At 66.0% G+C, this 23,923-nt stretch carries 18 protein-coding genes and 2 pseudogenes; 5 read left to right on the top strand and 15 right to left on the bottom strand.

The features are described 5' to 3' along the window. Window positions 1-397: 397 nt before the first annotated feature. Window positions 398-646 (top strand): hypothetical protein, encoded by a 249-nt coding sequence (locus A5791_RS11455; protein WP_067235806.1) that lies wholly within the window; start codon window positions 398-400, stop codon window positions 644-646. Window positions 647-860: 214 nt separating this feature from the next. On the opposite strand, the gene A5791_RS11460 is transcribed toward A5791_RS11455, so the two are convergent. From A5791_RS11460 to fdxA, 4 genes are all read right to left on the bottom strand, one after another. Continuing rightward, window positions 861-2,135, bottom strand: coding sequence for an alpha/beta hydrolase (locus A5791_RS11460; RefSeq protein ID WP_231995864.1), 1,275 nt, complete (start codon window positions 2,133-2,135; stop codon window positions 861-863). Window positions 2,136-2,184: 49 nt separating this feature from the next. Continuing rightward, window positions 2,185-4,545 (bottom strand): APC family permease, encoded by a 2,361-nt coding sequence (locus A5791_RS11465; RefSeq protein ID WP_067235913.1) that lies wholly within the window; start codon window positions 4,543-4,545, stop codon window positions 2,185-2,187. Between the two features lie 177 nt (window positions 4,546-4,722). Further along, a complete protein-coding gene (gene dapC / locus A5791_RS11470) occupies window positions 4,723-5,817 on the bottom strand; it encodes a succinyldiaminopimelate transaminase (RefSeq protein ID WP_156661169.1) in 1,095 nt (364 codons plus the stop codon). 41 nt (window positions 5,818-5,858) lie between these two features. After that, complete coding sequence (fdxA, locus tag A5791_RS11475) at window positions 5,859-6,185, bottom strand: ferredoxin (protein WP_067235812.1); 327 nt, start codon at window positions 6,183-6,185, stop codon at window positions 5,859-5,861. 289 nt (window positions 6,186-6,474) lie between these two features. Between fdxA and A5791_RS11480 the strand changes: the two genes are divergently transcribed. Both A5791_RS11480 and A5791_RS11485 read left to right on the top strand, forming a co-directional pair. Then, complete coding sequence (locus tag A5791_RS11480; RefSeq protein ID WP_067235816.1) at window positions 6,475-8,496, top strand: NADPH-dependent 2,4-dienoyl-CoA reductase; 2,022 nt, start codon at window positions 6,475-6,477, stop codon at window positions 8,494-8,496. 197 nt (window positions 8,497-8,693) lie between these two features. After that, window positions 8,694-9,011, top strand: a complete 318-nt coding sequence (locus A5791_RS11485; RefSeq protein ID WP_067235819.1) for a hemophore-related protein — start codon at window positions 8,694-8,696, stop codon at window positions 9,009-9,011. 4 nt (window positions 9,012-9,015) lie between these two features. Here A5791_RS11485 and A5791_RS11490 read toward each other — a convergent pair whose 3' ends face one another. The 4 genes from A5791_RS11490 to mshB form a co-directional block, all read right to left on the bottom strand. Next, window positions 9,016-9,774, bottom strand: coding sequence for a maleylpyruvate isomerase N-terminal domain-containing protein (locus A5791_RS11490; protein WP_067235822.1), 759 nt, complete (start codon window positions 9,772-9,774; stop codon window positions 9,016-9,018). 103 nt (window positions 9,775-9,877) lie between these two features. Next, entirely contained in the window at window positions 9,878-12,460 is a 2,583-nt protein-coding gene (locus tag A5791_RS11495; protein ID WP_067235824.1) for a bifunctional FO biosynthesis protein CofGH, read from the bottom strand. A 111-nt stretch (window positions 12,461-12,571) separates the two neighbouring features. After that, a complete protein-coding gene (locus A5791_RS11500; RefSeq protein WP_067235828.1) occupies window positions 12,572-13,033 on the bottom strand; it encodes a hypothetical protein in 462 nt (153 codons plus the stop codon). A gap of 104 nt (window positions 13,034-13,137) precedes the next feature. Then, on the bottom strand, window positions 13,138-14,052 hold the full coding sequence (gene mshB, locus A5791_RS11505; protein WP_067235831.1) for an N-acetyl-1-D-myo-inositol-2-amino-2-deoxy-alpha-D-glucopyranoside deacetylase: 915 nt from the start codon (window positions 14,050-14,052) through the stop codon (window positions 13,138-13,140). A 113-nt stretch (window positions 14,053-14,165) separates the two neighbouring features. On the opposite strand from mshB, the gene A5791_RS11510 reads away from it, so the two are divergent. Further along, window positions 14,166-14,780, top strand: coding sequence for a TetR/AcrR family transcriptional regulator (locus A5791_RS11510; RefSeq protein WP_067235834.1), 615 nt, complete (start codon window positions 14,166-14,168; stop codon window positions 14,778-14,780). Window positions 14,781-14,835: 55 nt separating this feature from the next. On the opposite strand, the pseudogene A5791_RS11515 reads toward A5791_RS11510, so the two are convergent. From A5791_RS11515 to A5791_RS11530, 4 genes and pseudogenes are all read right to left on the bottom strand, one after another. Further along, window positions 14,836-15,132, bottom strand: a pseudogene (locus tag A5791_RS11515) (PE family protein); the annotation flags it as partial. A 136-nt stretch (window positions 15,133-15,268) separates the two neighbouring features. Continuing rightward, window positions 15,269-17,158, bottom strand: coding sequence for an ABC transporter family substrate-binding protein (locus A5791_RS11520; RefSeq protein WP_156661161.1), 1,890 nt, complete (start codon window positions 17,156-17,158; stop codon window positions 15,269-15,271). A 50-nt stretch (window positions 17,159-17,208) separates the two neighbouring features. Then, a complete protein-coding gene (gene typA, locus A5791_RS11525; protein WP_067235841.1) occupies window positions 17,209-19,098 on the bottom strand; it encodes a translational GTPase TypA in 1,890 nt (629 codons plus the stop codon). A 258-nt stretch (window positions 19,099-19,356) separates the two neighbouring features. Next, on the bottom strand, window positions 19,357-19,971 hold the full coding sequence (locus A5791_RS11530; RefSeq protein ID WP_067235844.1) for an NADPH-dependent F420 reductase: 615 nt from the start codon (window positions 19,969-19,971) through the stop codon (window positions 19,357-19,359). A 177-nt stretch (window positions 19,972-20,148) separates the two neighbouring features. On the opposite strand from A5791_RS11530, the pseudogene A5791_RS27700 reads away from it, so the two are divergent. After that, window positions 20,149-20,508, top strand: a pseudogene (locus A5791_RS27700) (respiratory nitrate reductase subunit gamma); the annotation flags it as partial. Between the two features lie 324 nt (window positions 20,509-20,832). On the opposite strand, the gene narI reads toward A5791_RS27700, so the two are convergent. The 3 genes from narI to narH are packed head-to-tail and all read right to left on the bottom strand — an operon-like array spanning window position 20,833 to window position 23,904. Beyond that, the gene (narI, locus tag A5791_RS11540) at window positions 20,833-21,561 is read right to left on the bottom strand and encodes a respiratory nitrate reductase subunit gamma (protein ID WP_067235918.1); all 729 of its coding nucleotides are present in this window, start codon (window positions 21,559-21,561) and stop codon (window positions 20,833-20,835) included. Between the two features lie 16 nt (window positions 21,562-21,577). After that, on the bottom strand, window positions 21,578-22,243 hold the full coding sequence (narJ, locus tag A5791_RS11545) for a nitrate reductase molybdenum cofactor assembly chaperone (protein WP_067235851.1): 666 nt from the start codon (window positions 22,241-22,243) through the stop codon (window positions 21,578-21,580). Continuing rightward, window positions 22,240-23,904: a nitrate reductase subunit beta gene (gene narH / locus A5791_RS11550; RefSeq protein WP_067235854.1), complete on the bottom strand. Its 1,665-nt coding sequence runs from the start codon at window positions 23,902-23,904 to the stop codon at window positions 22,240-22,242. Before narH ends, narJ begins: the two co-directional genes overlap by 4 nt. Window positions 23,905-23,923 lie beyond the last annotated feature (19 nt).

Consider the following 23,923-nt stretch of genomic DNA (forward strand, 5'->3'; position numbering starts at 1 on the left):
AGCAATCACTTACCGGGCCAGCCACCGGCCACGATACAACCGATCACCACAGCACTTGACACAGAGAGGCGCCCAACGCCAACGTTTCACACCCAGCGAGTGCGCTGCATCAGCCCCCCGTTCAAGTGCATGTGCGGGGTCGGCTGCTGACGATCGGGCACGCCAACACCCTGGTCGAGGCTGAACCGGGTCAGGTTGTCGAACTCGAATAACAGTGTGGGTCGACAGTGCCGGCTGGCGTGATCCCGGGTGCTTCAAATCGCGTGAAAAACTGGCGAAGTATCATCCGTCCGGTATATGGCTCTGACGAATGGAAGTCTCACAATAGCGAGCGAATGGATTTCGGTACTTTATTATAGGTGCGATTCGACAACGCTATCGACTAAGAGGTGAGGAAATGCGACTGTTTCCGCTAATAATTGGCTTGGCCATTTTGGCGATCGGCGAGATTGCGGTGGGGCTGAAGCCGTCGTTGGTGGAGTCTTGGCCGCGACCGGTGCTCATCGTCCTCGAGTTGCAGCATCGATGGATCGACCTTGCCTTCGGGGTGACACTTCTCATTGTGGTGATTATGGTGTCGATCGCCGAGATATGGCACAAACTGCGGGGATCGGGCAACGGCGATCCGGCGGAACGTGTCGATTGATCAAAGTTAAAGTCCGGCGACAACGCGCGCAATATCCGGTCGGCGGCAGACGTTTTCTCAACGGCGGACTGAGGATCTGAATAAAAAACGGATTTTCGTCAAGCAATTAACCACGCGCAGCATGTGCTCCCCGTCTACGACTATCTATTCGTTGGCTTGCGTGCTACATGAGGCCCTGACCGGAGCTCCTTTTGCCGGCAACACGCCCGGCCGCCTAGCTTCCGAACGCGCGCCGTTCGGAGCTTTGCCGATCCGACGCGTACACCTCGGCGAGGAACTGCTCGACAGCCACCGCGCTGTGCGCCGCGCGGGCTGACCCGAAAATGTCGAAAGCGTGCTGCGCGCAAGGTAACTCGGCGTAGACGACGGGGTTGCGGCTGACCTGGCGCAGCCGCGCCGTGAAGCTGCGCGCCTGCTCGACCGGCACCAGTGAGTCGTTGCGGCCGTGCAGCACAAAGAATGGCGGCGCATCCGCAGAGACGTGGGTGATCGGCGAGGCGTTGCGAAACGGCTCTGCGATCTCGGTGCGACTCAGCTTGAACACGTTCTTCGCCACCGTCGGCGTCAGCAACGGATGCATCGAGCTGTCGGAACGGGTGAAATCGTAGACACCATAGAACGGGACAGCCGCTTGCAGCCGGGTGTCGGCTGCTTCGAAGCCCGGCTGGAATTGGGGATCGTTTGGCGTGAGCGCGGCCAGCGACGACAGATGGCCGCCGGCCGAGCCGCCGGTGATCGCGATCCAGTCCGGATCTCCGCCGTACTCGGCGATGTGCTCCTTGACCCACGAGATCGCGCGCTTGACGTCGACGATGTGGTCGGGCCAGGTGGAGCGCGGGCTGAGCCGATAGTTGATGGCCACGCACACCCAGCCCAGCTCGGCGAGGTGGCTCATCAACGGATGTGCCTGCCCGCGCTTGTTTCCCACCATCCAGGCGCCGCCGGGAACCTGCAGCAACACCGGCGCACGTCCGCCGCGGTCCAGGTCCGGCCGGCGCCAGACGTCGAGGTGATTCCTCGAGCCGAACTCGCCGTAGCTGATGTCGCCGTCGTGCGCGTAGTCGCGGTAGATCCGCATCATGCGCACCAGACCGGGCTGCTTGGCGGTGGCTCCCCCCGGCTCCGGACGCTTCCACAGATCACCCGACTCGGTGCGCCGCTTCAGACCGAGCCCTTGGTCCAGCGCGGCGGTCAACGGCTGGTCAGCCGAGCGCCCACTCTGGCGCAAGCCCAGCAACCCCAGCCACGACACCGCCGACACCAGCCAGCTGAACAGGCGCACCCGTGGCGACAGCCGCCGCGACACCGACGCGAGCGCTGCCAGTTGAGCAGCCAGCGTCGGCACCGGAAGCTCCGAGGCGAACAGGCCGAAGCCGAATGCGTACAGCGAGGCGTAGCCGTTCTTGGTCAGCGGCCGGTAGCCGTTGGCGGTGAACGCCAAACTGAAAACGGACACCAACACCGCCGCCACACGCCGCATCGCTGACATCACTTCGCGAATCCCTCCGAACGCGTCGAATTCCCACTGGTAGCCGAATCTAACTGTCTTCCGAGTCCGCACTTTCACCGGCATCTGCGGCGTCCTTGGTGTCGTCGGTTTTGGCGGGATCCTCGATGATGTGGTACGCGGGGTCGACCATCGTTATCGCCCGGTTGCCGCTCTGGCGCGGTTTTCCGATGATCCGCAGCACCTGACCGGGCTGGATGTCAGCGCCTCCGCGCCCGGGGCGGAAAGAGATGCTGATCTCGCCCGTGTCGTCGCCGACCACTATCGAGCGAAACGTCCGCCTCCCTTTGGCAATGTCCTCGACTTGGTTGACGCGTCCCTCGAACGTGGCTCGCTGGCCGGGAATGAGGCCCGCCACGGTGATCACCGACGATGGACGGTCGGAATGCTCGGGGTGCTCATAGGCGTCGACGTCTTGTGCTTCGCCCTGGGAGACCCAGGCTTCCAGCTTGTCGAGTTCGCGGGCGAGCCGTTGCTCGAAACGTTCGGGGTAGGCCTCCTGGATTCGCGATTGCACGTCGTAGGGGACGATCGTCGCGGCCGCGTCGGGAAGGAGGCTGACCGCGCGGGCGATCTTGTCCGCCGTGCGGTCATGTAGCAGCCGGCCCAGCAGCGGCGCATAGGTCCGGCGTGGGAGCAATACCGTCACGTTGGTGTCCGGATGCTCCTTGCTCGCCTTGGCGACCAGTAGCTGTGCGGCCCGGGTGACCCGCCGGTCGGGGCAGTCCACCACACGCAGCCGGGTGTCGAGATCGAAGTGCTCCCAACGCTTTCGCAGTTGTGCGGCGTGGGCCGCGTCGACCATGAAGTGCACCGCGATCAGCTCGTCGGCCCGCAATCCCCTGCCGTACCGCAGGGCCTCGAGCACCGCGAGGTCAAGCGAGTTGACGAAGATGAACACCCGGTGCCTGGCGTACTTCACCAACTCGGGACGGTCGGTGCGGAACATCTCGAGAATGGCGGCCTCGGCCCGATATTCCTTGTTGAGTCGGATCAGCAGGAACACCAGAATCGGAAAGACGACGACTACCAGCCAGGCGCCCTCGGTGAACTTCGCCACCGCGAAGATGCCGACCACCACCGTCGACAGGATCGCCGCCGAGAAATTGATCGCCAGCCGCCGCCGCCACCCCGGTTCCCGATGGGTCAGATGGTGTTTGGTCATGCCGTAGCCGGCCATCGAGAATCCGGTGAACACCCCGATCGCGTAGAACGGCACCAGCGCGTTGACCGAGCCACCGGTGATCACCAGCAACGCCACCGACAGCGCGGTGAGCGCGATAATCCCGTTCGAAAACACCAGGCGGTGACCGCGTTTCGTCAGCTGTCGCGGCAGGAAGCGGTCTTCGGCGACGAAGCTGGCCAGTGCCGGGAATCCGTTGAAGCTGGTGTTGGCACCGGTGAACAGGATTGCGGCCGTTGAAGCTTGGACGAGAAAGAAGAAGATGTTGCCGACGACTCCCCCGCCGAAGACGGCCTGGCCGACTTGCGAAAGGACCGACGGATATTCACTCTTGTAGGGCGTAGCGTGAGTTGCGTAGGCAAGGTAGGCGACACCGGCGAGCAAAAATCCGAGAACGCAAGCCATTGCCGTGAGCACGCGACGTGCGTTGCGGCCCTGAGGCTTTCGGAAGACATCGACGGTATTAGAAATCGCCTCCACGCCCGTCAGCGACGAACCGCCGTTGGCGAAAGAACGCAACAGCACCAGAATCGTTGCGCCCATGACCAATCCGTTGCCCGAATGGACGTCGACCATTCCGTGTTGATGGGTATCGGATACCGGTAAACCCCAGAATATTTGGCGGATGACACCGACGACGATCGTCAAGCCGATCATGACGATAAACGAGTACGTCGCCACCGCGAACGGCATCCCCGCTTCCTTCAGTCCGCGCAGGTTCGCGTAGCAGATGGCAATCACGACGCCGACGGTGATCTCCAGGCTGTAGGGGCCCAACGGCGGGATCGCCGAAACCACCGCAACCGTCCCGGCCGCCGACTGCACGGCCACGGTGACCACGTAGTCGATCAGCAGTGCCGCGGCCGCGACCTGGGCCACCCGGGGGCCGAAATTCTCCCGAGCGACGATGTAGGACCCACCCGCTCGGGTATAGGCCATGACGACCTGCCGGTAGGACGCGGTGACCAGCAGCAGGATCAACAGGATGACGCCGGTGACCGGAAGCAGCAGAACGAAGGCCGCCAGGCCGGCATGGGGCAGCAGTTCGATCAGGATCTGTTCTGGACCATATGCGGTCGACGAGATCGCGTCGGGCGAAAGTGCGCCGAGCGCAACCGGATTCGACAACTTCTCGGCATGTAGATCATCGGTGATGAGCGGCTTTCCCAGAAAAACACGCTTGGCGATATCGCCAATGGTCAGCGGGATGCGCGGCCGTGGTGTCGAACCGGCCGAACCAGTAGACCCGGCTGCATCAGCCGCGCCAGGAGCACCTGCAGTATCAGTAGTGGAAGCCACGACCAATTCCACCGCGAGCGGACGCAAAAACACACCAACTCGCCGGAATTTTTGCGATTTTGCGTCCCGTGGCGCGATGGACGCCGATTAACCGAGCCTGGCGACCGCTGCGCCGATGCGTTCGTCGGTGGCGGTCAGCGCGACGCGCACATGCTGCGCGCCGCGGGGACCGTAGAACTCTCCGGGCGCGACCAGGATGCCGCGGGCGGCCAGCCACATGACGGTGTCCTGGCACGGCTCACCGCGGGTGATCCAGAGGTAGAGGCCGGCCTCGGAATGATCGATGGTGAAACCCGCCGAGCGAAGCGCCGGCGCCAGGGCGGCCCGTCGCCGCGCGTAGCGGTCGAGCTGCACCTTCTGGTGCTCGTCATCCTCGAGGGCGGCCACCATGGCGGCCTGCACCGGGGTCGGCACCATCATCCCCGCGTGTTTGCGCACCGCCAGCAACTCGGCCACGATGTCCGGATCTCCGGCGACGAAGCCGGCCCGGTACCCGGCCAGCGACGAACTCTTCGACAACGAGTGCATGGCCAGCAGGCCGGTGTGGTCGCCGTCGCACACGGCCGGATTCAGCACCGACAGCGGTCCCGGCGCCTCGACGTCCCAGCCCAGACTCAGGTAGCACTCGTCAGACGCCACGACTACGCCTCGCTCGCGCGCCCACCCGACGACCTTGCGCAGGTGATCGACACCCAGCACCCGCCCGGTCGGGTTGCTCGGCGAGTTGATGTAGATGAGCGCCGGCGACTGCGGGCCCAGCTGGGTCAGCGAGTCCGCGCGCAGCGCTTGCGCTCCGGCCAGCCGCGCACCCACCTCGTAGGTCGGATACGCCAGCTCCGGCACCACGACGACGTCGGCCGGGCCCAGACCGAGCAGAGTCGGCAACCAGGCGATGAGCTCCTTGGTGCCGATTGCCGGCAGCACGGCCGACTCGGCCAGCCCGGTGATGCCGAACCGGCGGGCCAGGGCGGCTACCGCGGATTCGCGCAGCTGCGCGGTGCCCGCGGTGGCCGGATATCCGGGCGACCAGGCGGCGGCCGTCAGCGCATCTTGGATCAGCGGAGCAACCGGGTCGACCGGTGTGCCGACGGACAGGTCGACGATGCCGTCCGGATGGGCCTCGGCCAGCGCTTTCGCGTCGACCAGGGTGTCCCAGGGGAACACCGGCAGGGACGCCGACACGGCAGCCCGGCCCATCGCAGGCTCACGCCGCCCCGGCGCGCTCAGTCGGCCGCTTCCTGCGGTGGCAGGTCCTTGACTTCTTGTGGGTCGTTCTCGGTCATACCGACCTTGGCCGCACCGCCCGGCGATCCAAGCTCGACGAAGAAGTCGGCGTTGATCTGCGTGTACTGGCTCCACTGTTCGGGCACATCGTCTTCGTAATAGATCGCTTCGACGGGACAGACCGGTTCGCATGCCCCGCAGTCGACGCACTCGTCGGGGTGGATGTACAGCATCCGGGCACCCTCGTAGATGCAGTCGACCGGGCACTCCTCAATGCATGCCTTGTCCTTGATGTCGACGCAGGGCTGGGCGATCGTGTACGTCACGGACGTCTCCTCAAGGTGTCCTCCATGTACTGCTTCGTTCTTTAGGCTGCCGCTCGCTCGGCCGATCGAGGCCTTGAGACCTCGGGGTGACCCCGATTGGCGGAGCGTTCGGTTACTGATACTAGACGTTGCACATACACGTCAACCACTGGGCACGCCCGCAAATGTGTCCAGCCGTACGCACTGATTCAGACAGCGGTGCAAAGCCGCGCTGGAAAGGCATTTATGCTGCCGGGATGGTGCGTGCGCGGTGGATCGCCGCCTCAGCTCGGGCGGTGCGGGAGAACCCGTGAATCCGTACCCGAACCTGTTGTCTCCGTTGGACCTTGGCTTCACCACGTTGCGCAATCGGGTGGTGATGGGTTCCATGCACACCGGACTGGAAGACCGCGCGGGGCACACCGACCGGCTGGCCGCCTACTTCGCCGAACGCGCCCGGGGCGGTGTCGGACTGATCATCACCGGGGGCTACGCCCCGAACCGCACCGGCTGGCTACTGCCGTTCGCGTCGGAAATGGTCTCCACGGCGCAAGCCCGGCGGCACCGCCGGATCACCAGCGCGGTCCATGACTCGGGCGCCAAAATTCTGCTGCAGATCCTGCACGCCGGACGCTATGCATACCACCCACTTTCGGTGAGCGCGTCGTCGATCAAGGCGCCGATCAACCCGTTTCGGCCGCGCGCGCTGACAGCGCGCGGCGTCGAAGCGACCATCGCCGATTTCGTCCGCTGCGCGCAGCTGGCCCGCGACGCCGGTTACGACGGGGTCGAAATCATGGGCAGCGAAGGATATCTGCTCAACCAATTCCTTGCGCCCCGCACGAACAAGCGCACCGATTCCTGGGGCGGCACACCCGCCGGCCGTCGGCGCTTCCCGGTCGAAATCGTGCGACGCACCCGCAAGGAGGTGGGGTCCGATTTCATCATCTGCTACCGGATGTCGATGGCCGACTACGTCGAGGAGGGCCAGAGTTGGGACGAAATCGTCTCGCTGGCAATAGAATTGGAGGCTGCAGGCGTCACCGTCATCAATTCCGGCTTCGGCTGGCACGAGGCGCGGGTACCGACGATTGTCACCTCGGTGCCCAACAGCGCGTTCGTCGACATCAGCAGCGCGCTCGCCGAACATGTCGGCGTACCGGTGGTCGCTTCCAACCGGATCAACATGCCCCAGGCCGCCGAACAGATACTGGCCGGCACCCAGGTGCAACTCGTCTCGATGGCCAGGCCACTGCTGAGCGACCCGGAGTGGGTGCTCAAGGCGCGGTCTGATCGTGCCGACGAGATCAACACCTGCATCGCGTGCAACCAGGCCTGCCTGGATCACGCCTTCGCGAAAAAGGCGGTGTCGTGTCTGCTCAATCCGCGAGCCGGTCACGAGACGAAGTTGGTGTTGTCCCCGACGCGGCGCGCCCGCTCAGTGGCCGTCGTCGGCGCCGGCCCAGCCGGGTTGGCGGTGGCGGTCAACGCCGCCCAGCGCGGCCACCGTGTCACCCTCTTCGAGGCCAACACCTTCATCGGCGGCCAGTTCGACATGGCTCGCCGCATTCCGGGCAAGGAGGAATTCAGCGAGACCATCCGGTACTTCTCGACGATGCTGGCCAAGCACGGTGTCACGGTGCGGCTGGGCACCCGTGCCTCGTTCCAGGAGTTGACGGGATTTGACGACGTGGTGCTGGCCACCGGCGTGGCGCCGCGGATCCCGGCCATCCCCGGCATCGACCACCCGAAAGTGCTGACCTACGCCGAAGCCATCACCGGCGCCAAACCAGTCGGTAAAACCGTGGCCGTCGTCGGGGCCGGGGGCATCGGATTCGACGTCAGCGAGCTGCTGGTCACCGAGGACTCGCCGACCCTCGATGTAAAGATCTGGAAGGCCGAGTGGGGCGTGGCCGACCCGCAAGAACACCGCGGAGCCCTGACCACTCCGCTGCCCGCGCCGCCCGCTCGCGAGGTGTACCTGTTGCAGCGCACCAAAGGCCCGCAAGGCAAGGGGCTCGGCAAGACCAGCGGGTGGGTACACCGGGCATCGCTGAAGGCCAAGGGCGTCCACCAGCTGTCCGGGGTGAACTACGAGCGGATCGACGACGACGGCCTGCACATCAGCTTCGGCGCGGATCGGCGGCGACCCCAGGTGCTACGCGTGGACAACGTTGTGCTGTGCGCCGGCCAGGAGCCGGTGCGGGACCTGGAAGGCGAATTGCGGCGCAACGGCGTCGATCCCTACGTCATCGGTGGTGCGGCGTTGGCCGCGGAGCTGGACGCCAAACGCGCCATCAAGCAGGGCACCGAGCTGGCCGCGCAACTCTAATGGTCTACATGGCGGATTCACAGCAAGGCCTTCTTCAAGGCGCTGACCTGCGAAAAGTAAGACGCCGAGCGGGTTTTGCGATAACGTCCTTGATGGAATCAGGCCCGCGGGGGCTGGTACCCTCAACCAAAGACGGCAGCCGCCGCAGATGTAGTGGCCGTCTTTCGACGGTACGAATAATTGGGAAAGGTCCACAAATGAGGTTGTCGCTGACCAAACTTGTCGCCGGGTTCGGCGGTATCGCGTTCGCCTTGGGCGCCGCGACCGGGGTTGCCCACGCGGATCCGGACGCGCTTAACACGACGTGCAACTACGGGCAGGTGATAGCGGCTCTCAACGCGACCGACCCTGCGACCGCCGCGCAGTTCAACAAAAGCCCTGCCGTGCAGGGTTACTTGAACAACTTCCTGGCCGCACCTCCGGGTTCGCCGGAGCGGCAACAGATGTTGTCCCAGCTGCCTCCGCGGTACCAGGGGACCGTCCAGCGGGTCGCGGCGGTCTGTAACAACTACTGAGCAGTCAGTAGCCGCTGAGCAGCCGTCGGACCCGGCCCAAGGTTTGCGGTCCGACCCCGCTGCAGATGCGTGACGGGTCGCCGGGCCGACGGCCCCACAGCAGCAATACCCGTGCTGCAGCATCGGTTTCCAGCGTGGCCGGGCCTTCGGGCTCGGTGAGTTCGATGGTGGTGTGCTCGGCGTCCGCGCTCACGTAGATATCGTCGGTACCCCGCACTCGCAGCCGGGCCTCGATTTTCCCGCCCAGCTGCCGCGCGCCCTTGGCCAGCAGCGGGCGGCCCACCGCGACCACGCTGTGTGTCGTCATCCAGGGCTCGGCCAGCCGGGCCTGGGCTGCCGGGTCATCTCCAGTGATGTCCCAGCCGTGCAGGACGAGCTCTTCCCGCATGTGCTCGGCAAACCAAGGGACTTTCATCGTGCGCGCGGTCCAGGCGACGTCGGTGTCAGCCGGGATCTGGTCGGCTGCCTCGGCGACGACGTTGAGTGTCGCCATCCGATCATGTAGCGCGTCCCACAGGTCTGCGTCGTTCATGGCGCGCAGGGGACCCTCGCGTTCTTCGAATGACCGGGTGTTGACGGGCTCGCCTTCCAGGTGGGCGCCCAGCACACGAGCAAGTTCCTCGGCGTTTCCCGCTTGGTGAATGACGATGTCACGCACCGTCCATGCCTCACACCAGGTGCCGGCGTCGGGTCGCCGCTGTCGTACCGCGTCCAGGAATGGCTGCCATTCGGGGAAGCGCTCGTTGTCGATCCGGTTTTGCACGGTGCATGTATACCCACTCATACCGCTGGCGAGCGTGCGCAAAATGCCATGCCTACCGGGCGTGTCGCTGTACAAACGCGCACCCTCGCGGCGGATCGAAAGGCTACGCGGCCAACGCGGCGTAGGTGGTGGTCCGCTGACGCGCGGGCCGACCGATGCCCTCGGCGATGGCAACCAGCTCGGCGACGGTCTTGGCCGACCCGTGTTCCGATCCGGCCATCCGTGAGATGGTCTCCTCCATCAGCGTGCCGCCCAGGTCGTTGGCGCCGCCGTTGAGCATCACCTGGCTGCGCTGCTCGCCCAGCTTCACCCAACTGGTCTGGATATGAGAGATGCGGCCGTGCAACATGATCCGCGCCAGGGCATGCACCGCACGGTTGTCGCGATGCGTTGGCCCGGGACGGGAAGCACCGGCCAGGTACAACGGCGAATTCTGATGCACGAACGGCAGCGGAACGAATTCGGTGAAGCCGCCGGTGCGGTCTTGGATGCCGCGGAGCACATTCAGGTGAGCTATCCAGTGTCGTGGACTGTCGACGTGCCCGTACATCATCGTCGACGAGGACCGCAGGCCCACTTCGTGTGCGGTGGTGACGATCTCGATCCACATCGACGTGGGCAGCTTGCCCTTGGTGAGCACCCAGCGCACCTCGTCGTCCAGAATCTCGGCGGCCGTGCCGGGGATGGTGTCCAGCCCGGCTTCGCGCAGGCCGACCAGCCAGTCGCGAATGCTCATGCCGCTCTTCGTAACACCGTTGGCAATCTCCATCGGAGAGAAGGCGTGCACATGCATCGACGGAACTCGGGCCTTGACCGCGCGCACCAGATCGGCGTAGCCGGTGACGGGTAGTTCGGGGTCGATTCCGCCCTGCATGCATACCTCGGTGGCGCCGGCGACGTGGGCCTCCCAAGCGCGCTCGGCGACCTCGTCGGTCGACAGCGAGTAGGCGTCGGCGTCACCCTTGCGCTGAGCGAATGCGCAGAACCGGCAGCCGGTGTAGCAGATGTTGGTGAAGTTGATGTTGCGGTTGACCACAAAGGTCACTTCGTCGCCGACGACGTCGCGGCGCAACGAATCGGCCAGCGCGGCAACAGCTTCCAGCGCGGGACCATCGGCGGTGGCCAAGGCCAGGTATTCCTCGTCGGTGCAGCCGGCCGGGTCACTTTCGGCCGAGCGCAGCGCCGCCAGCACGTCGGAGTCGACACGCTCGGGGGCGCGCGCGGCCAGCTCGTGTACGTGCGTCCGGACCGATTCCCAGTCCCCGAAGGCACTGTCTAGGTCGCTGCGCGTATCGGTGTTGCGGCCGTCGGTGTCGATGGCGGCGTTGAGGTCGATGCGGCCGGAGGACTCCACGTCGTCGGGTTCCTGCCAAGGCATGCCCACCGGGTTGACATCGCGAGCGAGACCGGTCGCTGGATCCGCGAGCGCCACAACATGTCCCCGCACACGGGGGTCGATCCACGCGGCGCCCGCCTGCACATACTTCGGCTGGGCGGTCAAGCGCTGCACCAGCTCGTAGCCGGCTTCCGCGGTGACGGCGGCCAGTTCGTCCAAAGCCGGCCAGGGCCGTTCCGGGTTGACATGATCCGGTGTCAGCGGCGAGACGCCTCCCCAGTCGTCGACACCGGCGTCGACCAGGGCAAGGCACTCGTCGCGCGACACCAGGTTCGGCGGCGCCTGAATGCGCATCCCGGGGCCGAGTACCAGCCGCGCCACCGCGACGGTGGCCAGGTAGTCCTCGATTCCGGCGTCGGGCACGGCGGCCATCGCGGTGTGTTCCTTGGCCCGGAAGTTCTGCACGATGACTTCTTGAATGTGCCCGAACTCCTTGTGCGACTTGCGAATCGCGTGCAGGGTATCGGCGCGCTCGGTCAGCGTCTCGCCGATGCCGACCAGCAAGCCGGTGGTGAACGGAATGGACAGCCGGCCGGCGTCGGTCAGGGCGCGCAGGCGAACCGCGGGGTCCTTGTCGGGGCTGCCGTAGTGAGCCAGGCCCTTGGTTTCGAACAGCCGGCGCGACGTCGTCTCCAGCATCATGCCCATCGACGGCGCAACGGGTTTGAGGCGCGCCATCTCCGACCAGCTCATGACACCGGGGTTCAAATGCGGCAACAGCCCGGTCTCCTCGAGCACCCGGATCGCCATTGCCCGCACATAGGACAAGGTGGAGTCGTAGCCACGTTCGGCAAGCCAGTCGCGTGCCTCGGGCCAGCGCTCCTCGGGGCGGTCACCGAGCGTGAATAGCGCTTCCTTGCAACCGAGTTCGCCTCCGCGGCGGGCGATGTCGAGGATCTGGTCCTGTTCCAGATACATGCCTGCGCCCTGGGCGCGCAGCTTGCCCGGCACGGTGACGAAGGTGCAGTAATGACAATTGTCGCGGCACAGATGGGTTACCGGGATGAACACCTTGCGGGAATAGGTGATCGGCAACCGGCCCGAGGGTCCGCGGCGTCCTGCGGACTCCAGGCCCGCGTCGCGCACCCGCGCCGCGCTCGCGCACAGATCGGCAAGGTCGTCGCCGCGCGCGGTCAAGGCGATCGACGCCTCGTCGATGTTCAGCGCGACGCCGTCTCGCGCCCGCCGCAGCACCCGCCGCAACGCCGAGGCAGTGGCCTGGCGTGGGACCCCGGCTGGAATAAGGGGGTTTGGCAGGGCGATCGGCTCCTCGCCTGGAGTCAGCGGCACGTTGGTGTAACTTCCCGACGATCGAATTTCATCCGCAACAGTAGCGGCAGGACGCGGCGAGCCCGCGTTCGACCATACTGACCCAACCGCGCCGGCATCGCGACAGCGCCGTCAGTGCTGGTGGCTGGTCCGCCAGAGCACCAATACCGGCGGCACGACCCCCAGCAAAATCAGTAGAGGAGCCGCGTAAGCCATCAACCCGTTGCCACCCAAAATGACGTCGTCACCCGGCCCACCCAGGCTCATCGCCGCGACCGTCAGCAACCACGTCCACAACGGCAGCGCGGCCACCCGCGGCGAGGCGGTCCACCGCGCGGCCGCCCACACCAGCGCCGCATTCACCAATCCGCTGATCAATCCGCTGATGGGGATGGGAACAGGGCCGACATAGGAGGGCAGCAGCAGGGCGCCGGCCAGGGCGGACAAGATGCCGTCGACGGCCAACAGCGCCAGGACAACGGCACGAATAGCTGGATCCACCACGCCGCTGTCCTCGACCGACGCGGCGCGTGGCTTGGTTTCGGTCAGGTCGGGACGCTGTCGATGTTCGAGAGTATCGAACCGATCACCCATTGAAAGCTGTCCAGCCTGTCTTGCCAGTGCTGCAGGTTGGGGTCCAGGTCGGGGTCCATACCAATGTCCTTCCGTGGTCCTTCCGTGCGGGCCTGTTTGGCAGCCTACCGCTTATCAGAATCGTTGAGACCCAGTCCCGCGAGCAGATCTGTTTCCCATCCGCGCTGGTCGCGGCTGCCCGCGGAGCCAGCGGCAAGAACATAGTGCTCCTGCGCGGAAATCGGCAGCGCCATATTGTTCGACAGGGCGCAGGCCCGCCGGGTCGGCCCGACGGTGACTTGGGTGGCATGCGCCAGCAGCGCTGCGGTCTTGGCCGCGTGTGCCTGGGGGCCGGCCTCGATCACGGCGTCGATGTCGTCATCCGCATACCCGAAGTCGAAGTCCTCGGGCGACGGGATCGTCCACTCGGGCCGCAGATCGTCGCGCCGGAGCGCGCGCCAACCCTCTGTTATCGCGCGTACGGACAGAACTGTCCAGTAGAACTTCGGCACGGTCCAGGGGTTTCCCGGGTATGAGTTGGCATTATCGGCCATGCCGGCCGCGGTCACCGCCGACGTGGTGACGGTGTGAGCGTGGACATGATCGGGGTGGCCGTAACCACCTCTGGGGTCATAGGTCACGACCACGTGCGGCCGCTGCTCCCGGATTATCGCGACGAGTGCGCCCACGGCCTCATGTTCGTCGGCGTCGACGAATCGCTGCCGGTGCCGCCGCGCGGTGCCTTCCATTCCCGAGTCGCGCCAGCGACCCGCTCCACCGAGATACGTGGGCTCCCCGACGCCCAATGCGCGCAATGCCCCGGTGAGTTCGCTGACCCGATAACCGCCCAGTTGATCCGCCTGGTCGACGGCCAGCGCGGCCCAGCGCTCGCCGATGACTTCGCCCTCCTCGCCCAGGGTGCAGGTGACGACACGGACGTCGGCCCCGTGGGCGGCGTAATGCGCGATGGTCGCGCCGGTGGTGAGGGTTTCGTCGTCGGGATGCGCGTGCACGAACAGCAGCCGCGGCGTCTCACGCATGGACGCACCCTACCTGCCGTCCGCCGACGGCCTACTTGAGTAGTCGTCGGCGTTTCTTATCGGCTGTGATTGACGGGGCAACAAATAGGAACGAGAGCGGCTACTATCGTCGAATGGCGCAGCTGCCCCGAACCAGCCCGAAGGCCGGCCAGAACCGCCGACGAGGCGAGGTGCTCGAACGTGCGCTCTACGAAGCCACGTTGGCCGAACTGGCTGAAGTGGGATACGGCAGGCTGACGATGGAAGGCATCGCGGCGCGCGCCCACACCGGCAAGGCGGCGTTGTACCGGCGCTGGGCCAGCAAGCACGATCTGGTGCAGGCAGCCCTGCTGCACGTGCTGCCGCCGTTGACCGAGCCGCGCGCCGGGCGATCGGCCAGGGAGAATCTGCTCACGGTGTTCACCGCCCACCGCGATGTCCTCGCCGGAAAGACCGCATTTCCCGGCCTGGGCATCATCGGCCAGTTGGTTCACGAACCCGAATTGCGGGCCATCTTCGCCGACGCCGTCGTCGGCCCGCGCCTGACCGTCGTCGAGGCGATCCTGCAAGCCGCGGTCCGCGACGGCGACATCGACCCGGCCACGCTGACTCCGATGACGGCACGGGTCGGACCTGCCCTGATCAATCAGCACTTCCTGCTCACCGGCACCCCGCCGAGCCGACGAGAGCTCTCCTTCATCGTCGACACCGTGATCCCGCCGAAAAAGGCTGCCGCGCAGGGTAATTGACGACGACGCCACTCTAGGCGGGCGGGACCACCGCGCCCGGCAAGTCCGAGAACGCCTGCAGCGGCGACGTGTTGGCTGCCTCGGCGCTGACATACGATGCCGCACCGGCGTTCAACAGCCGGACAAACTGGTCGTGGAACTGCGCCGCCTGACTACTGAGCGCCTGGTAGGCCTGGCCGTGTCCGGCAAACAGGGTCGCGATCGCTTGCGACACTTCGTCGGCGCCGGCGGGCACCACCCCGGTTGTCGCGGCCGATGCTGCGGCATTGGCCTGGCCGATCGTCGAGCCGATATTGGCCAAATTGGTCGCCGCATCCGCCATCGGTTGTGGAACTGCGGTCAGAAAGGACATCCCTGAGATCCGCCTCCTGGCTCGGCACGATGGCCTCGCCCCTGGACCGATCGTGAAGCTGTCTTGCAACGAGCGGATGGTATCGCGATGTCGGCGCCGGCCACGGTGTTTTGGCGGCCTGACTATCTCGCCGAATTCAGGGGCCGGTTTTGACCCATTGACCGGCGTCGCCGACGATGCCAACCGGTACCGCGCCGGACAGGCTGACGTGCTGCACGCTCGGGCCGGCCGCGACGATCGTCGTGTCCTGCAGGATGGGCAGCACGGTCGACATGTTCCACAGCCGCGGTTCAACCGCGGTGATCACGTCGCTGATGCTCTTGCTCCCGTTCAGAGCGGCATCGATATTCGATTGGATGCTGCGATCGCAGATGCCGGTGAGGTTCGACGGCGCTCGCACCAGCGCGCCGGGGTCTGACGGGCGGCTGGTCGGCGCCGGCGTGGCAGTGCTGGGGGGCGTGGCAGACGGCGTCGCACCAGCGGGTGTCGTGGTCGGCGCATTGGATGCCGGCAATTGGCTCGTTTGCAATGCGGGGCAGCCGTAACGCGAGGCCAACAGCGTCGCGAGATTCCCGCCGGCTTGATGCCAACCGACGATGGCGTCCACCCGATTGTCGTTCAGCGCGTCGTGGTAGAGCGTCACGGGGTCCAGCGGCATGACTGTCGCGGCCATACCGACGCTGCGTAACTGGTCGGCGGCGGTATTGGCCACTGCCACCGAGGTCGGGTCGTTGGCCGCAACGCCGATGACCAGCGCCAGCTGCTGGCCGTCCTTGCTGATCCGGCCGTGGATAACCTCCGGCGGCCCGGTGCTCGCCGGAGTGCCGGAAGGAGTAGCGGGGGCAGGCGTGGCCGAGGCGTTGCTCTCGACCTGGTATCCGGTCGCCGTCAACAGATCCAGCGCTGCCTGTTTGGACATCGCGGGCGGCGCCGTCGGCTCGTAGCCCGGGTCGCTCGGCGACCGGATCTGGGCTTGGGCCAGGGTGACCGTGTTGTCGCTGCCGGCGCCCACTGCGGCCAGCAGGTCGACGTCGAGCAATCCCAGAATCGCCTTGCGAACCTGGCTGTCGGCCAGCTTGGACTTGTTGGCGCGCAGCGTGAGCTGCATGACCCGCGGCGTGACTATCCGGGCGGTCCGGACGTCCGGGATCGCGGAGAGCTGCGCGAACGCCGCCGAACCCCCGTGTACCTGCGCCACCTGGGTGTCGCCGTTGCGCACCGAATCGGCCAGCGCAGCCGGGGCACCGGCGCGGCGGAACAGGATGAGGGCCGGTGTGGCCGGCGGTCCCCAGTAGCGGTCGTTGCGGGCGATCAGGATCTCGTCGCGCTGCGGGTCGATGTTCTCGACGCGGAACTGCCCACCTGTGACGGGCAGGGACCGGGCCAGTCCGGCCGCGAAACCGCCCGGCACGTCCTTGACGATGTGCGCGGGCAGGATGTTGCTGAACAATTCCCGCCACGCCGGATACGGCTGCGCGAAGGTCACCACGGCCTGCTTGCCACCCTCGAGCGACTGCACCCCGGTGATCAGGTCATAACCGGCCGGGTCGACGACACCCGGCTGGCTGACCATCTGCCGCCACAAGTACCAGAAGTCGTCGGCGCCGATTGGGGCGTTGTCCGTCCACTGCGCCTCGGGCCGGATCTTGTACGTCACCGTGAACGGGTTCTGGCTGGTCACGTCCGCAGACACCAGCAGGGTCGGGTCCATCTCCCAGCGCGAACCCGTCGGCGTGCTGTGGTCGGATACCGGCCGAAACGCGCTTGGCAATACCAGCGCGCTGATCGCCGCGTTCACCGCCGACAGGTCCGACAGCAGATGCGGGTTGAACCCGGCGCCGATCGAGTCGATGCCCATGATGATCTGAATCGGGCGCTGCGGGGGCGGCGGCGAGTTGTGCGGCGTATCGGTACTTTGCGGAGCGGGCGGAGGGTTGACGGTACAGGCAGCCAGACCCAGGCCCACCATCGCGAGCAGCACGCCGACCATCACCAAAAGGTGGCGGGCTCGGTGCAGCACGCCCATCAGGGTATCGAGCGTCTGCCCAATAGCCCGGCTGACCACGCGCCGCACAGCTAACCCCGGGCCTTGGCCCGCGCCCTGCTACGGGCCCGCGTGGTGGCGTCCAGCTCGACCTTGCGGACCCGCACGATCTCCGGAGTCACCTCGACACATTCGTCGGGCGAACAGAACTCCATGGCCCGCTCCAGGTCGAGTTCGAGGGGCTTGGCCAGCGTCTCAATGACATCGGCGGTGGACGACCGCATGTTCGTGAGCTTCTTCTCGCGGGTGACGTTGATGTCGAGATCCTCTGGGCGCGGGTTGATTCCGACGACCATCCCCTCGTAGGTGTCCTGACCGGGTTCGACGAAGAACTGGCCGCGATCCGCGAGTTGCAGCAGCGCGAACGGCGTGATGGTGCCGGACCGATCGGAGACCAGCGACCCGGTGTGGCGGGCGCGGATCTCCCCCGCCCACGGCCGGTAACCGTCGAACACGGCGTTGGCGATGCCGGTGCCGCGGGTGAGGGTGAGGAAGTCGGTGCGAAAACCGATCAGTCCGCGGCTGGGCACGATGAAATCCATTCGGACCCAACCGGCGGCGTGGTTCCTCATCTCTTCCATGCGGCCTTTGCGGCCGGCCATCAACTGGGTGATGGCCCCGACGAATTCCTCTGGGCAGTCGATCGTCATCGCCTCGAACGGCTCGTGCAGCTGACCGTCGATCGTCTTGGTGACCACTTGCGGCTTGCCGACCGTGAGCTCGAAACCCTCCCGGCGCATCGTCTCGACCAGCACCGCGAGCGCGAGCTCGCCGCGGCCTTGCACCTCCCACGCATCGGGCCGCCCGATGTCGACGACCCGGATCGACACGTTGCCCACCAGTTCGGTGTCCAGGCGGCTGCGGACCATGCGGGCGGTCAGCTTGTGCCCGGAAACCTTGCCCGCCAGCGGCGAGGTGTTGGTGCCGATGGTCACCGAGATGGCCGGCTCGTCGACGGTGATGCGCGGCAGGGCGTGGGCGTGATCGGGGTCGGCCAGCGTGTCACCGATCATGATGTCGGGCAGTCCGGCCACGGCCACGATATCGCCGGCGACGGCCTCGTCGGTGGCGCTGCGTTCGACGCCCTCGGTGGCGAGCAGCTCGGTGATCTTGGCGCTGGTGATGACCGGCAGGCCGTCGACCTCGCGCATCCAGGCCACCTGCTGGCCCTTGCGCAGCTTGCCGTTGTAGATGCGGACCAGGGCGAGCCGGCCGAGGAACGGAGAGGCGTCGAGGTTGGTGACCAGGGCCTGCAGCGGCGCCTCGGGGTCGCCTTGAGGTGGCGGTACGTGGTCCAGCAGCACGTCGAACAGCGGGTCGAGGTTGGTGCCGTCGGGCACCTGGCCGTCCGCCGGTTGCGTGGTGCTGACCACCCCGGCGCGCCCGGACGCATACAGCGTCGGCAGGCCCAGCGCATGTTCGGCCGCCTTGGCGGCTTCGTCGTCGAGATCGGATGCGACGTCGAGCAGCAGGTCGTGGCTGGCGTCGACCACCTCGGCGATCCGCGCGTCGGGCCGGTCGGTCTTGTTGACGACGAGAATCACCGGCAGATGTGCGGCCAGCGCCTTGCGCAGCACGAACCGCGTCTGCGGCAGCGGGCCCTCGGACGCGTCGACCAGCAGCAGCACCCCGTCCACCATGGACAGTCCGCGTTCGACCTCGCCACCGAAGTCGGCGTGGCCGGGGGTGTCGATCACGTTGATGACCGTTACTGTTCCGTCTTCGTGGTGACGGTGTACGGCGGTGTTCTTGGCCAGGATCGTGATGCCCTTCTCACGTTCCAGGTCGCCGGTGTCCATCACGCGTTCCTTCAGGACCTCACCGCGTTCGTGCAGGGCGCCGGACTGCCGCAACATCGCGTCGACCAGCGTGGTCTTGCCATGGTCGACGTGCGCGACGATGGCGACATTGCGGAATGGCACGTCGGTGATTGTGGCAGCGAGGACGTTAGATAGCGAACTTGACAGGGCGGCTCGTAGGTGTCGGCGTTGGCGCCGAGCCTGCAGTCAGGGCGACCGTCCGGCGATTTACGTGGCCCTCAGCGCAGAACCGATGCCCTCAGCGCAGAGTCGACGGCGTTGGCGCCGAGCGTGCAATCAGGGCGGGAAAATCGCCAAATTCTCGCCCTCAGAACACGTTCGGCGAGACGCCCCACCCGATCGTCCGCGACGGCGCCGCCCTCAGCCGCGATTGTGAGCTACCAGGACGAAATCCCGGCCGCGGCCACCGGTGAATGCAAGCAGACCCCAGTACAGTGCGGCCTGCTCGAGCAGGGCGGCATTCTCGAGGCCGCCTACCGCGACGGCATCGAAACCCATTTCACGGGCCAGTTCGACCACCCGATCCCGGACACCATCGTCGTCGGCGGCCACCGGCAGGACCGGCGCGAAGCCGCCCGGCAGTGACGGGTCGGCCATGTGTTCGACACCCAGCACGCTGAATGCTTTTGCCACATGCACCCGGGGGGTTACCAAGCTCCGCACGTACGCGTTACCGCTGCCATACCCGTCCGGGACGGCTTCGCCGAATGGGTTGGTCGCGTCGATCAACACATCGCCTTCGCTCAGGCCTAGGCGCGGCACCACGTCGGCAACCGCCGGGAACGGCACCGCGACGATGGTCAGGTCGCTGCCCGTCGCACAGCCGTCGATGGCAACCGTCATGGCGTCCGGCGGCAGGTCAACAGCCTTGTTGCGCAGCGCAAACCGTACGTGATGGCCGTGACCGAGGAGATTCGTACCCAATGCACTACCGACGGGCCCGGCTCCCACGATTGTCACCGTCTGTGCAGCCATCCCGCTCCTCCTATTGGTTACGCTACCGTCCTGTATCGAAACCAGATTAGCCGCACCGCGCTGCCGTTGCAATACGCTGCAGTCCTGTAACTTAACGGCATGAGCAATCCGTCGAATCCTGTTCCCGGTGGCCGGCCTCGCGATCAGGCCATCGACGAAGCGGTTTTGCGGGCGGCACTGCAAGCCCTGGCCCGCGACGGACTCACCGGCCTGTCGATGACGAAGGTCGCCGCCAGCGCCGGCACCACGCGCACGGCGATCTATCGCCGCTGGCCATCCAAGACGGCCCTGGCCGTGGCCGCGGTTGCCCGCCTCGCTCAGGCCGATCGGCCCCCCGTGACGGGAGACCCGTTTGCCGATTTGGTCGCGGGGATGTGCTGCACCCTGGCGGGCGCCACGCACTTCGGCGAGCTGCACGACTACCGCCAGAAGGTGTCCATCTGGTTCCGGTCGATCTGGATCCTGGATCCGCGTGGGGATCTGATGGCGCACGCGGCGTTCTATTACCAGATACATGTGGTGATCGTTCAGGCGCTGCTGCAGGCCGGCATAGACGGCGGCCAACTTCCCGCCGACGCCGACCTTGCGCAGGCCGGCGCGAGCCTCACCGGCTCGTGGTACGCCTATCAGCTGGCAGGTATCACCCCGCCGGAGGACTGGCCGCTGCGCACCGCCGCTTTCGTCTGGCGCGGCTGCGGTGGGACCCCGCCTCCGGCCGCGCACTCACCAGCCGGGGCGATGTAGCCCACACGCCGGCTACCTCGAGATCGACGCTGGCGTGAGACCGACTCGAACTTTTCCGCGCTACCGTCGATCTCGGTGGAACTACGAAAGCCTGAGGCATCAGTACATAATGCGCAACTACCAGCCGCGGCGCCGGGGCGCCGTGCCCACCAACTGCTTTCCCGCGACATCGCGACTGCGGTAGACGATGTACGGCCTGAACAAGTAGCCGAACGGTGCGCTGAACGCGTGCACCAACCGAGTGAACGGCCACAGCGCGAACAGCGCCAGCGCGATCACCACATGTATCTGGTAATAGAACGCCGCGTGCGCCATCAGATCCCCACGCGGATCCAGGATCCAGATCGACCGGAACCAGATGGACACCTTCTGGCGGTAGTCGTGCAGCTCGCCGAAGTGCGTGGCGCCCGCCAGGGTGCAGCACATCCCCGCGACCAACGCGCACGTCAGTACGAGATACATCACTTTGTCATTGCGTGTGGTGGCCAGGTACACCGGTTCGCGGGTGCGCCGCCGGTAGATCAGCAACCCGATGCCGAGAAGTGTGGCCACGCCGGCGGGAATGCCGAGCAGCAGCGCCTGCAGGTGATAGAGGTGATCGGTCAAACCGATTTTGCGAGTGAACCATTCGGGAACGAACAAACCCATGACGTGCCCCATGATCACTGCCAGGCTGCCGAAATGGAACAACGGGTTGGCGATCGACAGCAACCGCGATTCGTAGATCTGCGACGAACGCGTGGTCCAGCCGAACTTGTCGTAGCGATACCGCCACCAGGCGCCGACCGTCGCAATCGCCATCACGACGTAGGGCACGTCGTCCCAGAAGATCTCGAGTAACTTCATGTGGACCTGGGCCACGTCAGTCCCCTTCGGTGCGCCTGGGCGGAACGGTCAAGGTAAACGGTTGCAGCCCAACGGCTTCCGCGGGCGGCCCGGCCTGCGCCAGACGCTGGGCGCGTCGCACGTCCTGGTCGGTGGCAGCGGGCAGCGTCTCGCAGACCGCCGCCACGGCATGCTGGTACGCAGACCCGGCGTCCGCCAGCGCTTTTCGCAACACGTCGATCGGGATGCGGTGCTCGATCAGCAGCCGGCGCCCAGTCTCGGGGTCGACGGTCGCGGCGAATTCCAGTACGACGGGCAGGTGATCCGGCGCCTCGCTCTGCGGCGGCGCCACACCCGCGTCGCGGTAGGCGGAGGCGAAACCCAGCATCTCCCGGCCGCGGTTGCGGGTATCCCCGGCCGTCCAGTACGTCAGATACATGGTGGCGCGCCGCCTCATGTCGAAGGTCTCGACGTAGTCGGCCGCGGCTGCCATCGGGTCGCGAGTCCGCAACTCGGCGAGCGTCTTTCGCAGCAACGCCGCCGCGGGCCCGTTGATGTGACCCAGCAGTTCCTGGACCATCTCGAGCCGCTCGGCCTGACCGTCATCCGGGTAGGCCAACAGCAGCGAGGCGGCCTGCCATACCAGGCGGTCGTACATCGCACGGCCGCCCGGCCGGTCCAGTACCGCCGATAGAAACTTCATCGTCTGGACTCCGGGAACAGTCCCTCGGGTGCGCCGTGGCCATCCCACGTAAGCAGGTTGACCCGAGAGCGGCCTCCTCCGCCCTTACCACCGGCAGCCACCGGCTCACCGTGCTGGCGTTGCTGCAGGGCGTGGAAGGTCTCGACGGCGACGGGCACCGGAAAACCGCTGCCCTCGCCGAACGGACCGGATTCATACATTCCCGGGCCGCCGTCGAACGACAACGAGCAACCCATCTCCTCCGCCATCGCCGCTGCGGGCACGTCCGCCACATAGGCAGTCGGAATGACATAGCGGTCTTCGTATTTCGCGACAGCCAGCAACCGGTACATGTTGTAGATCTGTTCTTCGGTCATGCCCACGGACTGCGGGATGTGCGGTTGGGTTTCGCGGCCCAGGTTGATATCGCGCATGTAGGAACGCATGGCCGCCAGACGCCGCAGCACATTCCCGACGACCTCGGTGTCGCCGGCGGTGAACAGCTCGGCCAGGTACTGAATCGGGATACGCAGCGACTCGAGCGCGCCGAACAGGTTACCCAGGTCTTCGCCGTCGTGGCCGTCGTGGCTGATCGCGTCGACCACCGGCGACAGCGGCGGGATGTACCAGACCATCGGCATGGTCCGATATTCCGGGTGCAGTGGCAGCGCCACTCGGTAGGTGTTGATCAACGCGTAAACCGGTGAGCGCTGGGCCGCCTCGATCCATTCATCGGAAATGCCTTCCGCCCGTGCGCCGGCGATCACCGCCGGGTCGTGCGGGTCCAGCAGGATCTGGCGCTGCGCCTCGTAGAGGTCGGTGTCGTCTTCCACCGACGCCGCTTCCAGCACCCGGTCGACGTCATAAAGCACCAGCCCGAGGTAACGCAGCCGTCCCACACAGGTCTCCGAGCACACCGTGGGCAGGCCGACCTCGATGCGCGGGTAGCACAGGGTGCACTTCTCGGCCTTACCGGTCTGGTGGTTGAAATACACCTTCTTGTAAGGACATCCGGACACGCACATGCGCCAGCCGCGGCAGCGGTCCTGGTCGACGAGCACGATGCCGTCCTCGGTGCGTTTGTACATCGCGCCCGACGGGCACGACGCCACGCACGACGGGTTCAGGCAGTGTTCGCAGATCCGCGGCAGGTAGAACATGAAGGTCTCTTCGAGCTTCAGCTTCACCTGTTCGCTGACCTTCTTGAGGATCGGGTCGTGAGGCACGATTTCCGTTGAGCCGGCCAGGTTGTCGTCCCAATTGGGACCCCACGACACCTTCATCGGCTGGCCACTGAGCTGGCTTCGCGGCGCGGCTGTAGGAAAAGTGTCACCCGCCGGAGCCTGGGTCAGATTTTCGTAGTCGTAGGTCCACGGCTCGTAGTAGTCGTTGATGGTGGGCAACCTGGGATTGGCGAAAATCCGCAGCAGCTTTTCGAATCGGCCGCCGTCGCGTAGCCGCAGCCGGCCTTTCTTGTCCCGTATCCATCCGCCCCGCCAGCGCTCCTGATCCTCGTAGGTGCTCGGATAGCCCACACCCGGGCGGGTTTCGACGTTGTTGAACCACACGTATTCGGTTCCGGCGCGATTGGTCCAGGCCTGCTTGCAGGTCACCGAGCAGGTATGGCAGCCAATACATTTGTCGAGGTTCATCACCATCGCCATCTGCGCCATTACTTTCATAATTGATCTCGCTCCGCAA

Source organism: Mycobacterium sp. 852002-51163_SCH5372311 (genome assembly GCF_001667115.1).
Lineage (GTDB): Bacteria > Actinomycetota > Actinomycetes > Mycobacteriales > Mycobacteriaceae > Mycobacterium.